The following is a 14,016-nucleotide window of genomic DNA, read 5'->3' as shown; positions in this document are numbered from 1 at the left end:
CAACAGTCTGTTATTGGTTTATAGAAAAGCCTTGATAATCACCTAAATTTCATGATTGAGAGAGAATTAAAGGTTTTTATCTCGTTAATACAGATAAAGCTAAACGATACTTCAATAAATCAATGAGTTATTAAATCCATTAACTAGAGTTGAGGTTACTTCTTTTTACCGTAGATCTTATGTTGCTAATAAGATAGAATTAGTTACAATTTATCTACTGTATTGTAACTACAGTGTATTCTAAAGATAATAAACCTAGTGGAATAAACAATGAAATCTAAAATCATATCAACAATTATCGCCATAACATTGGGTACAATTGGTTTATGTTCTACAATTTCTCATGCAAATGATAAACAAACTATTATTACGGCTGTAACTTATAGCACATCAGATTTAGCTGCTAAACAAGTAAATAAACTTGTAAGTCAAAGCTCAAAGCAAATTAGTACTTTAAAAGCTAATAATTATGATGGATTAATTAACAGACCTTTATTAAGTCTTTCAACCTCAGTATCTGGAAGTTACATTCCTGCACAAGACTTTACAAAGAAAAATAAAATATTTGAATTAGCGACTATATTTAACGATAAGTTACAGCAAATATTAGCTAAGTTTTCATATAATGATTCGCCTCAATATAGAAGTCACTCTATGAGCGGCGATATGCCTGAAGACAAAAATGCAATCAACTGCGAAGTTAAAAAATAATTCTTTAGAGATAATAATGTTAAGCCGTAGTTAATATTTATATAGCAATCCATTAGATAAAATCGCGATACCACCTAAGATAAAGCTGTGAGAGTTATAGAAGCACCTTGCAGCTTACACTTTTTTCGACAAACATAATCCTCACTAGATAAATTAAAACCCTCTATAAAGCTTATCTTCTCTTTCTATGCTCATATCTACTAAACATCATAATATTGGTCTAGTTAACTTCAGCTAGGGATAAACATGGCACTCAATAAGCCATTGATAAAAAATTAATTTTATTGAATCTTATGGTATTTTCCACCATGGATAGAGGTTAGTTAATCCAGCTCATTTAACATCCGAAGTCATTATTTGTAGATTAATACGAAGAAGCCTTTCACCTGCTTTATACCTAAACAGCCGCCCTAATTAACCTTAACTCGGGTTGATGGATTCAATAACCAATTGATTTATTAGAGTATATTTTATCTTTATCAAGGTTAAGAACATAAAAGCCCTTAATTCTCTCTCAATGATTAAATTTATGTGATGACCAAGATATTTTTATTCCTGATAAAACCAAGTACCTGCATCCATGCAGGTAACGCAGATAGGCGCCTAAATAGCATTCTTGAGTAAAATATCATCCCCGAACTGAAGTTAACTAACCTCGACATAATAGATTTATCACCTGAACGGCATCCACACATCATTAAAAGTGTCAATTAAAACTAAATAGTTCATTTAACATACTCTAACTCAATAAAAATGTATTAACTAAAGCGCGCTTATTTAAATTAGTCATCAATTACGTTATTGTGCGCTTAATTATATGACAAAACATAAGGATAAATTATGAGTCAAGCAGCAGCACGCCATTTATTAGTAGATACTGAAGAACAATGTTTAGCACTTAAAGCAGAAATTGAAGCAGGTAAAGACTTTGCTGAAGTAGCTAAAGCACACTCTAACTGCCCATCAAAAGCACAAGGTGGTGACTTAGGTACATTCGGTCCAGGCCAAATGGTTCCAGAATTTGATAAAGTTGTTTTTAGTGCTGACCTAAATACAGTTCAAGGTCCTGTTAAAACACAATTTGGTTATCATTTATTAGAAGTTACTTCTCGTACTTAATAGCTTACTGTTTAGCTTAAGTAACTTAGTTAGCTTTATTCATGATCATTAATCGTTAACATTTAATGTAGTGGTCTTTAACGTTTCAACTGAAAAGTAACAAAAAAAAGCCCCGATAATTCGCATTATCGGGGCTTTATTTTTAACTTCTGTTTTTGTGGTTAATTCGCAAAGAGTTAACCACAAACACTAAATGTTAATTTTAGGTAAAAGATGCTTTCAAAATCCAGAAGAATATAATTGAAAGACCTGCACCTATAGGTAATGTTATTACCCACGAAATAACAATATTACGAACAACACCTAGGTTGATTGCAGCGATACCTCGTGCCATTCCCACACCTAAAACAGCACCAACAAGCGTTTGTGTTGTCGAGATAGGAAGACCTGTACCAGAAGCGATAACAACAGTACAAGCTGCAGCTAATTCTGCTGCGAAACCTCTACTAGGAGTTAAATGTGTAATACCATTACCAATGGTTGCAATAACTTTATGTCCAAATAATGCTAGACCTGCAACAATACCAAAACCACCTAGAGGTAATATCCACCATGCAATAGCAGCTTTCTTAGCAATTTGACCTTCGTTGCTAATAATACTCTCTACAGCAGCTAATGGACCAATAGCGTTTGCAACATCATTTGAACCATGTGCAAATGCCATACAACAAGCAGTAACAATCATTAAGATAGCAAATACTTTTTCAACGTTAGCATAGTGAGTTTTTTTAGCCGCTTTCTCATCGAACTTAAGACGAGAGATAAAGACTTTACCTATAACAGCTACAACTAATGCAACAATAATCGCGTAAATGTAACCTTCAGTACTGCCAATATCTAAACCAATATGCTTTAAACCTTTCTTTATTGTTACAAGCGCTAAAACAAAACCGGCAAGGAACATATAAAATGGAACATAGCGTTTAGCTTGTTTTAAAGGGTTTTCAGTATCAAAAATAAGTTTTTGTGCACTATTAAAGATGGCAAAAGCGATAACACCTGATATTAGTGGTGTTACAACCCAACTACCAACAATGCCCCCTACTTTACCCCAAGCTACTGTATCCGGGCTCACCCCAATAGCAGCAAAACCAATAATTGCACCAACAATCGAATGGGTAGTAGAAACAGGCCAACCTAGTACTGAAGCAACTAATAACCAAGTTGCTGCCGCAAATAGCGCTGAGATCATACCAAATACTAGTAGTTCAGGAGAATCTACAAAATAACTTGCATCAATAATACCTTTACGGATAGTTGAGGTAACTTCACCACCCGCTAAATATGCACCTGCAAATTCAAATATCATCGCAATGATAATTGCTTGTTTTATTGTTAATGCTTTAGAGCCAACCGATGTACCCATAGCATTTGCTACATCATTTGCACCAATACCCCAGGCCATAAAAAAGCCAACGAGTGCAGCCATGATGATTAGCGTAGAGCCACTTGAAATTAAAATATCCATAATTAGCCCTTATTTTCTCGCTAGCATTATTTCTAAACGAGCACCTACACGCTCAGCAATATCGGCAAGTTCGCCAACCCAATCTATAATTTGATATAAAAATATTACATCTACAGGATTTAAATCTGCTTCAATATCTAATAAATCTTGTCTTATTTTTATTTGCATAGTGTCTGTGTCATTTTCTATTAAATCTAATTCGTTGATCATTTTTTCGACCAACTCTACTTCGATCCCTCGAAAACCAGTTTCTAATAAGTCATCTAACTCATTAATTGCTTCAGTTGCTTTTTGTATCGCATCTAAGTTACGTTCTAAATAGGCAAGGAAAGAAACTTGTAAACTGTCAGGAATGACAATTTTACGGCCTAAAACACGTCCAGCAATGTCTTTACTTTTGTTAGCTATTTTGTCTTGTTCTGACAGAAGTTCAAGTAAGTCTGTTCGTTCAACAGGCATAAATAAACCACTTGGGAGCTCTAATCTGAGTTTACGTTTAAGCGCGTCTGCTTCTTTTTCGTGAGTTGAGATTTTTTTGCGGATTTTAGTTGCTGTATCCCAATCTGAAGAGGTACAAGCATTGAAAAATGGAATAAGTTGTTTACTGCACTTAGCAACCAACCTAATGTGTTTTTCTAGAGGTTTGATAGGAGACTTAGCAAAGACACCTATTATTGTATTTCTGGTCATATTAATTTCCAGTAAGGTTCACATTATTGTTATTCGCCGCGGATATTAACTGATTTGTTACAATTAGCAAACGCTTTGTCGACGATTACTTATAAAATATAAGTCTTTTCTTTAAAAACTCGTGGTAATTTAATTAATATAAGTTACCGATTTATTAAATAAGCAGATTAAATTTATAGCTTTTTCATATCTTCAACACTGGTGTGTCGTACAACTTTACCTTCAACAAAATAAATAATGTACTCACATATATTTTGGCAACGATCACCAATTCGTTCCAATGCTCTAGCAGACCATATAACACTCATTACTTGTGGTATTGAACGTGGATCTTCCATCATATAAGTCATTAATTGACGCATTAACGCTTCATATTCACGATCTATTTTTTCATCAATTTGATGGATCTTAAATGCAGCATCTACGTCCATGCGTGTAAACGCATCAAGAGTTAATTGTAAGCATTCTAAAACTCTTCGACCTAAGTTATCTAAATTAAGTAAAAGCTCTTTATGTTTGCTTGTTAGGCTTTCTAAAGTCACTTTAGCTATTTTAGTTGCCTCATCGCCAATACGCTCTAAATCAGCGATGGTTTTTATAATTGCCATCACTAAACGTAAATCGCCTGCAGCAGGCTGCCTTTTGGCAATAACACGCGTACATTCGTCATCAATAACAATTTCAAGGTTATTTACTTGATAATCGTTCGATAAGACTTTTTTCGCCAAGTCTTCATCACCTTGACTTACAGACTCTAATGCTTCTTTTAATTGCGTCTCAACCAAGCCGCCCATTTGCATTACTAAATTAATAATGCGTTCTAAATCTTCGTTAAACTGACCTGATATATGACGGCTAATATTTAAACTGTCCATGCCTCACCTATTATATTTATTTGAGTTAATCTCGTTTAATCACAACAATATATGATTATTTACTTAGAAACGAATCACAGATTATTAACCGTAACGACCAGTAATATAGTCTTCTGTTTTCTTTTTACTTGGGGTTGTAAATAACGTATTGGTATCGTTATATTCAATTAAGTCACCCATATACATAAAGGCAGTTTGATCTGAAACACGTGCTGCTTGTTGCATATTATGAGTAACAATAACAACGGTAAACTGTTGTTTTAAATCATTGATAAGCTCTTCAATCGTTAATGTTGATATAGGATCAAGTGCAGAAGTAGGTTCATCTAATAATAAAACTTCTGGTTGAATAGCTATGGCACGCGCAATAACTAAACGTTGTTGCTGACCACCCGATAAGCCTAGCGCACTTTCGTGTAACCTGTCTTTAACTTCGTTCCAAAGTGCTGCACTTTTTAATGCTTGCTCTACCGCTTCATCTAAAACTCTACGGTTGTTTTCACCTTTAATACGTAAACCATAAACAACATTTTCATAAATGCTTTTTGGAAATGGATTTGGACGCTGAAATACCATACCAACAGAACGACGTAATTCAGCTACATCAACATGACGACCATATATATTTTCACCATGAAGATTAATTTCACCTGTAATTTTACAAATATCAACTAAATCGTTCATACGGTTAATACAGCGTAATAACGTTGATTTACCACAACCACTTGGGCCGATGAAAGCTGTTACTTGGCCTTTTGGTATAGCCATAGATATATTTTGTAAAGCTTGTTTCTCACCGTAATACAAGTTCAGGTTTTTAATGTCTAACGCTACTTGCTCTGGCGTTAAATTGTTTAAGTCTATTTTGTTTGGACTATCAGCTACAGCTGTTGGTGTTACAGAGATCATATTTTTCTCTCATTGTTGGAGGTTTCCCTCCATTGTTCATATAAATAAGTTGTTTAAATAATGTTTTATGCGTTGTCGAAGTTAATAGCTTAGTGCTCTAACATTCTATATTTCTCACGTAATTTGTTACGTACAGAAACTGCTGTCATATTCAAACCAACAATAATCGTTACTAGTAATAAAGCCGTTGCATACACTAATGGTCTTGCTGCTTCTACGTTAGGGCTTTGGAAGCCAACATCGTATATATGGAAGCCTAAATGCATAAACTTTCGGTCTAAATGTAAAAATGGGAAGTTACCATCTAATGGTAAATTAGGCGCCATTTTAACAACACCAACAAGCATTAGCGGAGCTACTTCGCCAGCTGCACGTGCAATAGCCAATATAATACCTGTCATAATTGCAGGGCTAGCAATAGGTAAAATAATACGCCATAAGGTTTCTGCTTTTGTTGCACCTAAAGCTAAACTACCATGTCTCATAGCTGACGGTATACGAGATAAACCTTCTTCTGTTGAAACAATAACAACAGGTAGCGTTAGTATTGCTAAAGTGATCGCTGACCACATAACACCTGGTGTACCAAAAGTTGGACTTGGTAATGTTTCAGGGTAAAACAGTTGATCTAAACTGCCACCAACCATATAAACAAAGAAGCCTAAGCCGAATACCCCATAAACTATAGATGGCACACCAGCTAAGTTAATAACAGCGATACGTAATAACTTGGTAAATGCATTTTTACCTGCATATTCATGTAAATAAATCGCGGCTATCACACCAAAAGGTGAAACAATTACCGTCATTAATAACACCATTAAAACAGTACCAAAAATAGCTGGGAATACGCCACCTTCTGTATTTGCTTCTCGTGGGTCATCTACTAAAAATGCGCTTATTTGCTGTAAGAATGTTAAGAATTTATCAATAAAGTTAAGTCTGTTGTTGTAAGTTACTTTAAGAATATGTTCAAAGTTAATGGTAACCTTTTGACCGTCCATCGCTCTTACAACTATTTGGTCACGTGCAACTTGCTTACGTAAGCCCATTAACTCAGCTTCTAGCACTTGATATTCAGCTTCTAAATCAGCAACTTCAGTATTTAGCTCTTTAACTAATTCATCGGTTAATTCATTATCAAGTTTATACTTACGTTCTTTTAAACGTGTGCGTTCAATCTTATAGTTTATAGCACCGATATAAGAGTTTTGCAGCGTATCAATTTCTTCCTGAAAATTATCAACACGCTCAAGTAGCTCTGGTAATTTAGAAATATCAACTACAGTACCGTCAAGAATAACTGATTCAATATAGCCGTAGAAATTACCATTGGTTCTGCGCTCAATAACAACAACATCTTCAGGTTTTGTAGTTGTTTGAATTTCTGGCACCAATAACCATCTAAAATCTAAACTGACTAACTCGCGGTTACCTGTTTTTACCAACAAACGTTCAACTGTTTCTTCGCCAGGCGCCAACTTAATATCGGTATGTGCTAATTGTGATGCAGGAATAAACTCACGATCGTATATTTCACCAATAACCGTACCATGAATGCCTTGGTCGTTAATTGATTTAAACTCGTAAATATCTGCAGGCCAAAAGTAAGATAAACCTTTAGAAGCAATTAACCATAACAAACCAAGTACGGATATTAAGCTGATACTTACACCACCAGCTGATAACCAAATCCAAGGAGATCCTGAACTAAACCATTTATTCATATTTTGTTGCTCTTTATTACTGTTTTTCATCATATTTACCTAAAGTCTTGCCTTTATAGTGAGCTATATTTGTCGCGTAAACGCTGACGAACAAACTCTGCAAGTGTATTAACTACAAAAGTAAACACAAATAAAACAAATGCAGCTAAGAATAGAATTCTATAATGTGAACTTCCCACTTCTGACTCAGGCATTTCTACCGCAATGTTAGCCGCAAGCGTTCTCATACCTTGGAAAATACTCCAATCAAGTATTGGTGTGTTACCTGTTGCCATTAATACAATCATAGTTTCACCAACAGCACGACCAAGACCCATCATTAGTGCAGAGAAAATCCCAGGGCTAGCCGTTAATAAAACCACTTTAATTAATGTTTGCCATTGAGTAGCACCTAAAGCCAAAGAACCACTTGTTAAATGACGAGGTACACTAAAAATTGCATCTTCAGCCATAGTAAATATGGTAGGAATAACAGCAAAGCCCATAGCGATACCAACAACTAACGCATTACGTTGGTCAAAGTTAATACCTAACTCATTGGTAATGTATTGACGTACATCTCCACCAAACATATGAGTTTCAAGAATTGGAGATAAAGCAAAAGCACAATAAACAGAAATTAAAATTACAGGTATTAGAATTACTGGCGCTAATGTTTCAGGTATTTTTAATTTGATATCTTTTGGTAATTTATACCAAGCGAAAGCAGCGATTAATGTTGATAGTGGTAAGAAAATCACCATTAAGAAAATCGCAGGTAAATAAATTTCAATAATGGGTGCTAACCATAAACCCGCTAAGAAACCTAAAATAACCGTTGGTAATGCTTCCATTAATTCGATGGTAGGTTTTACTTTTTTACGTAAACCTGGCGTCATAAAATAAGCAGTATATATAGCTGCAGTTAATGCGATAGGCACAGCAAATAGCATGGCATAAAATGCCGCTTTTAATGTACCAAATGAAATAGGAACTAATGAAAATTTCGCTTCAAAATCATCAGTACCTGATGTTGATTGCCAAATATAATCTGGTTCAGCATAACCTTCATACCAAACTTCGTTCCATAGCGCAGACCATGTAACTTCAGGATGTTCGTTATGAACTGTGAATATTTTCAATTCATTATTACTGACTGTAACAATAGCATCAGCACGTGGTGAAATTGCAAACGCTTGTGGTGCAGTTTCAGCAATTTTACCATTCCACAACTGAGCTTCACTTGTGGTGTAAAAGATATCTGCAGCACCTGAAGAACTTACGGTGTAAAAACTCTTACGAAATTGTTCCGTATAAATCTTAGCAACGCTTTCGCCTGAAGCGTTATTAAACGAGCGAATTTTTTGAAAGTCTCTTCCACTGTCACTAGCCACTTCAAACCATTGGCTAATATTACCTTTGTCGTCACCAATTAATACCGAGCTACTGCCCGATAACAATGCCATTGACGTAATATTAGTTTTTGGTTTTATCTCTGCTTTTAAAGTAACAACATCTTCATCTGTTAGATCAAAAACAGATACTGTATTTCCACTTTGAACAAAGGCTAATGATAAATCTGGCGTGATAAGTATTTCATCAACTTTTTTTGAATAAAAGTCAATTTCTTGATAAATAGCTTCAAAGGCAGGATCGTAGTCAAAGTCATCTTCAGCAAGTAAAGAAGTTTTAATTAAACGACCGTCAGTTGTTTTGGCAACAAAAACCACTTTTTCAGAATTCATGGCAAAAGCAACTTTCTTTAATTGCTCATTGTTTTCATCTATTTCTAAAGACTCTTCACCTAATGGATAATCAATTCTTGCCATTATCTCACGGGTATCAGCGGTATAAACCGCTTGAAACTTAGGAGCAATAACAAGGTTATTATTATCTGAATCTACTAATAATTTGTAATGGATACCTGAGTCAACAATATGTGTGATTTCAGCGTCATCAGAAATTAAATGTTGAGATGAAATTTGGCTGCCTAATTCATGGTTGTTTTTATCAGTTAACCGATAAAAAACAATTTCACCACGAGTATTTATTTCATAAGCCACTTCTTTTAACTCATCCACGCCTGTACTTAATGTACGACCTTCTGAGCTCAGTGCGATATGTGAGGTTTGTTCTACTGTAGCTGAATCAAATACAGGTTTGATCACGTAGAGTAGATACATAAATATTAGCACAAGAGTAAATAACACACTGATACCACCGAGTGTAATTAACCACTTTGCTAAAGAGTTTTTAAGCTGACGTGTGCCAGTTGATTTAAATGCTAGAGCCACTAAATCTGCCTTTATTTGCTATTGATATTAAGAACAGATTGAATTATATGTCATTAATATTACAGTTTTGTGACATGCAGTGGTTGAGGGTGGGAAAGAAGATGAAATATATATCATTTAAAAAAAATCAAAACCAAACCATTGATTTTAAATCAATTAATATTTATAGCGAGTTGAGCTTGTTGTAAATTCTCGTTAACGCTTTTGAATTTATATTAAATAAAAAAGATATTTTTAAGTCAGAAATAAGACAGAAAAGTGTCATATTCTTAAAATTTTTACTACAAGTGATTATGCTTAGCGGTGAAATTAGGCATTCATAAATAAAATCACGCTATACCAATTAGATTTAAATTAATCTAGCGCGATTTATACATCTATTATTTTATGAATTTTTAATTACTTATAGATCTCAACTTCAGAAAGTAATTGAGTAAACTCAGCCAGCTCTATCTCGACACAAGCGCCCTCTTCAGGCCAGTTAAGTCCAATAATAATATTATCTTCGTTTAAGTCTTCAATCCAGAACTCCATCCATTCAGCAACTGAAATCTCAATCGGCTGATATGCTGCCCATTCTTCAATACAATGGCTTTGTGCTAGTTCAGCAGTAGACCATAATGGCATAACCTCTGACTCTTCAAAATTAACTGAATCTAATACCACATAATTCTCTGACTCTGGCTCTTGTAATGCCCACAAAGTTTGCGATGTTTTAACATCAGCGATGAAGGTTTTAATAGTATTTTGTTGATCTGTCATAACGATCCTTTAAATAAATAATCTTTTGTTGTTTAGTATACTAAAATAAAAGGAATAATATGGATTGTTTATGACATTAGTTGGTTTTAAGCAAAAAGAATGATCTCATACACAAATTATTTATCTAACCATTAGGTTTTTAAGGGTTAATAAGATGGTATGGCTGATAAAAACAGTTTATAAATTTGATAGGTATTAAAAAGAGAGGAGCCTATGAGTGTAGAAGCTATAATGTCGCGTGATTTAATTATTTTAGACATAGATGACGATTTAGAAAAAGCTAAGGGAGTATTTGATGAAACCAACATTCATCATATTCTTATTACGGATAATAAAAAACTAGTTGGCATAATCACCGATAGAGATGTATTTAAGCATTTAAGCCCTTCTGTAGGTACTCAAAGAGAAACAGCGAAAGATTTATTATTATTACACAAAAGAATTCACTTAATTATGTGTAGGGATTTGGTAACAGCTAAAGCATCTATTTCATTGAATGAAGCCGTATTACTCTTTCACGATAATCATATTTCATGTTTACCTGTGGTCAATAATGCAGGCGCACCGATAGGTATTATTAGTTGGCGTGATATTCTTAAAATTGTTGCTCATAATTACCGTAAAAAAAGAGCTTCATAAATTCGTTAAAACAATAATTTGGTTAACATTATTTATCATGTCTAACCAAGTTATTGATTAATGCTCACCCAACAATGAAAGATGTGTCTATACTTTGAAATATTCTTTTAACTCAGGAATACATGAACCACAATTAGTACCACATTGAAGTTTTTCTCCTAAGGCTTTTACAGAAGAACAGTCACCTGAAACAATCGCATCTTTAATTGTTTTTTCGCCCACTTGAAAACATGAACAAATAATCTCACCAACATCTAAAGAACCATCAGAATCTAATGCGGATAATAATTTGAATCGAGATTTAACATCATGCTTCAGCCCAATTTGTTTTTCTATAAACTGCGTGCTGTACTTAATAGGTGCATCAGCACAAGCAGAGAAGAAACAAATCAATTCATCTTCATGAAAGCCAGCAATCCTTAAAAAGTGATTTTTGTCGTCTTCCAGTACAACCCAATCAGAAATATCAGGGTAGTAAGCTTGCAATAAAGCTTCACTGTTATTTTTTGTAAAAGGTAACTCGTTTTTATCTGCTAAAACGTATTTCACCCCTTGCTCAATAGTCGCTACCGTCCAATAATCTGTATTCAAACTCACAGGAACAGTACTCACTAAATAACCTGCCCATTTTGCGTTAAATGCAGTTATCTCCACTGGACATTGCTTAAATTCAGGCTGCCCTGATAAAGCATCTGTTATTGGGTTAATAAGTGCTGATACTTTAGCTGATTTCGAAAAGCTATCGTTCCAATGAATAGGAACAAAAATCTCCCCAACTCTTTGTTCATCCGTTATAAGTGCTCTACCAATATAAGTAGAACCTAAATTATCTAATTGCAGTAATTCTTTATCTTTTACATTTAGACGTTTGGCATCTTCAGCATTAACTTGAATAAAAGGTTCAGCAAAATGCGTCATTAACTTGGGGACACGACCCGTACGCGTCATCGTATGCCATTGATCTCGAATACGCCCCGTGTTCATGATCATTTGACTAGAGGTTGGCGCCACTTGAGGTAACTTAGCAGTTATCGGGATCAGGTTAGCTTTACCTGTTGGCGTTGCAAAAACACCTTGGGTAAATAAACGCTTAACTCCATAAGGGTTTTCTTTGTTTATTGGCCATGGCGTAGGAGTAAAATTACGATATTCATCAAGTGAAATACTCGCTAATCCTGAAATATCAAAAGCACGATGAACTCTATATTCATCTTCACTTCTTACAATATTTTCTTCTGCTGATAAATTGTCAAAACCTGATAATGCAGCATGTTCAGTAAATATTTCATGTGGGTCTTTATAATCAAATGCGTCTTTAAAACCCATTTTCTGTGCGACTAAAGTCACAATTTCCCAATCATTTTTTGCCAAACCTGGAGCACTAACTAATGACTTTTGCAAAGAAATAGTTCGCTCAGAGCTTGTCACCATACCTTCTTTTTCGCCCCATGTAGTTGCAGGTAATACAACATCAGCGTAATTAATAGTTTCTGCACTTTCGTAGCTTTCACTGACTACAACCAAAGGACACTTTGTTAAGGCTTCTTTTACTACATTTGCATTAGGCATACTCACAACAGGATTTGTTGCAATTATCCAGATAGCTTTAATTTCCCCCCTTTCCACTGCATCAAACATGTCAACGGCTTTTAAACCTTGCTTATGAGCCATTTTAGGTGCATTCCAAAAGCGTTTTACAAGTTCAATTTCGTTAGGGTTTTCAAAGTGCATGTGCCCCGCTAATTGATTCGCTAAGCCACCAACTTCTCGGCCACCCATCGCATTTGGCTGTCCAGTAATAGAAAAAGGCCCTGCGCCCGGATAGCCAATTTTTCCTGAAGCCAAATGACAATTGATCAGCGCATTACCTTTATCTACACCTGAAGAGGATTGATTAATCCCCATTGAAAACATGCTAACCACGTTTTTATTTTGTGCGAATAACTCATAACTTTGGAATAAGGTTTTCAGTTCAACATCGCAAGCTTTTGCAACACTGTCTAAGGTAGGTAATTGTGCTTTAGCAGCCGCAAGAGTTTCATCAAAACCTAGGCAATGCTCCTTAATGTACTCTTCATCAAGCCCATTATTATTAGCTAAATAAGCCAGTAAACCATTAAAATAGAAGGCATCTGTACCTGGTTTTAATTGAATATGTAGATCGGCATTTTTACTGGTAGCCGTTGCACGAGGATCAATAACGACTACTTTAAGGTTTGGATTATCTTCTTTAGCTTTAACAATGCGTTGATAAACAATAGGATGTGCATAAGCTGGGTTTGAGCCTACAATAAAAATAACATCAGCTTGCTCTAAGTCTTCATAACAGCCTGGGACAACATCTTCACCAAACGCTCTTTTATGAGCAACACTAGCAGAAGCCATACAAAGTCTTGAGTTAGTATCAACGTTAGCAGAACCAATAAAGCCTTTCATTAGCTTATTAACGATGTAGTAATCTTCAGTAAGTATTTGCCCAGACACATAAAAAGCTACAGAATCAGGGCCATGTTCAGCAATGGTTTGTTTAAACTGCTCAGCTACAACGGTTGTAGCCTCATCCCATGAAGCTGGTTTTCCAAAAACGCTTGGTGTTAAAATTCGTCCTTTATCAGCAACTGTTTCGTGGAGTGAAGAACCTTTTACGCAGAGTCTGCCGAAATTAGAAGGATGTTCTTCATCTCCTGTTACCGCAACTATTTTGTTATTTACAACAGTTGTTGATACACCACAACCTACGCCACAATATGGGCAAGTTGTTTTATGAAAGGTAGCGTTTGATAAACTTGCTGGTTCTTGTTTATCGGTAAAAATAATATTTGAATTCATTTCACTCTCTAAAA

General features: G+C 35.0%; 11 protein-coding genes. 3 read left to right on the top strand and 8 right to left on the bottom strand.

The features are described 5' to 3' along the window. The first annotated feature begins 270 nt into the window (after positions 1-270). Together Q5N69_RS13270 and Q5N69_RS13265 are read left to right on the top strand one after the other, a co-directional pair. Positions 271-711, top strand: coding sequence for a hypothetical protein (locus Q5N69_RS13270; RefSeq protein ID WP_304369456.1), 441 nt, complete (start codon positions 271-273; stop codon positions 709-711). 840 nt (positions 712-1,551) lie between these two features. After that, complete coding sequence (locus tag Q5N69_RS13265; protein ID WP_304369455.1) at positions 1,552-1,830, top strand: peptidylprolyl isomerase; 279 nt, start codon at positions 1,552-1,554, stop codon at positions 1,828-1,830. A gap of 202 nt (positions 1,831-2,032) precedes the next feature. Here Q5N69_RS13265 and Q5N69_RS13260 read toward each other — a convergent pair whose 3' ends face one another. The 7 genes from Q5N69_RS13260 to Q5N69_RS13230 all read right to left on the bottom strand — a co-directional run bounded on the left by Q5N69_RS13260 (position 2,033) and on the right by Q5N69_RS13230 (position 10,534). After that, a complete protein-coding gene (locus Q5N69_RS13260; protein ID WP_304369454.1) occupies positions 2,033-3,298 on the bottom strand; it encodes an inorganic phosphate transporter in 1,266 nt (421 codons plus the stop codon). Between the two features lie 9 nt (positions 3,299-3,307). Then, positions 3,308-3,988, bottom strand: coding sequence for a TIGR00153 family protein (locus tag Q5N69_RS13255; RefSeq protein ID WP_304369453.1), 681 nt, complete (start codon positions 3,986-3,988; stop codon positions 3,308-3,310). A gap of 173 nt (positions 3,989-4,161) precedes the next feature. Continuing rightward, positions 4,162-4,863, bottom strand: a complete 702-nt coding sequence (gene phoU / locus Q5N69_RS13250) for a phosphate signaling complex protein PhoU (RefSeq protein WP_304369452.1) — start codon at positions 4,861-4,863, stop codon at positions 4,162-4,164. An 84-nt stretch (positions 4,864-4,947) separates the two neighbouring features. Continuing rightward, positions 4,948-5,772: a phosphate ABC transporter ATP-binding protein PstB gene (gene pstB / locus Q5N69_RS13245; RefSeq protein ID WP_304369451.1), complete on the bottom strand. Its 825-nt coding sequence runs from the start codon at positions 5,770-5,772 to the stop codon at positions 4,948-4,950. 89 nt (positions 5,773-5,861) lie between these two features. Then, positions 5,862-7,499, bottom strand: a complete 1,638-nt coding sequence (pstA, locus tag Q5N69_RS13240; protein WP_304369494.1) for a phosphate ABC transporter permease PstA — start codon at positions 7,497-7,499, stop codon at positions 5,862-5,864. 53 nt (positions 7,500-7,552) lie between these two features. Then, the gene (locus Q5N69_RS13235; protein WP_304369493.1) at positions 7,553-9,661 is read right to left on the bottom strand and encodes an ABC transporter permease subunit; all 2,109 of its coding nucleotides are present in this window, start codon (positions 9,659-9,661) and stop codon (positions 7,553-7,555) included. 510 nt (positions 9,662-10,171) lie between these two features. Continuing rightward, a complete protein-coding gene (locus Q5N69_RS13230) occupies positions 10,172-10,534 on the bottom strand; it encodes a DUF2750 domain-containing protein (protein ID WP_304369450.1) in 363 nt (120 codons plus the stop codon). Between the two features lie 213 nt (positions 10,535-10,747). Here Q5N69_RS13230 and Q5N69_RS13225 point away from each other — a divergent pair, with 213 nt between their 5' ends. Continuing rightward, positions 10,748-11,173 carry a CBS domain-containing protein gene (locus Q5N69_RS13225; protein WP_304369449.1) on the top strand — a complete coding sequence of 142 codons (426 nt, stop codon included), beginning with the start codon at positions 10,748-10,750 and terminating at the stop codon, positions 11,171-11,173. 87 nt (positions 11,174-11,260) lie between these two features. On the opposite strand, the gene Q5N69_RS13220 is transcribed toward Q5N69_RS13225, so the two are convergent. Then, positions 11,261-14,002: a nitrate reductase gene (locus tag Q5N69_RS13220; RefSeq protein WP_304369448.1), complete on the bottom strand. Its 2,742-nt coding sequence runs from the start codon at positions 14,000-14,002 to the stop codon at positions 11,261-11,263. Positions 14,003-14,016 lie beyond the last annotated feature (14 nt).

Origin of the sequence: Pseudocolwellia sp. AS88, assembly GCF_030551755.1 — a bacterium.
Lineage (GTDB): Bacteria > Pseudomonadota > Gammaproteobacteria > Enterobacterales > Alteromonadaceae > Pseudocolwellia.
The sequence above is the reverse complement of the archived record's forward strand: the minus strand, read 5'-3'. Positions and strand labels throughout refer to the sequence as shown.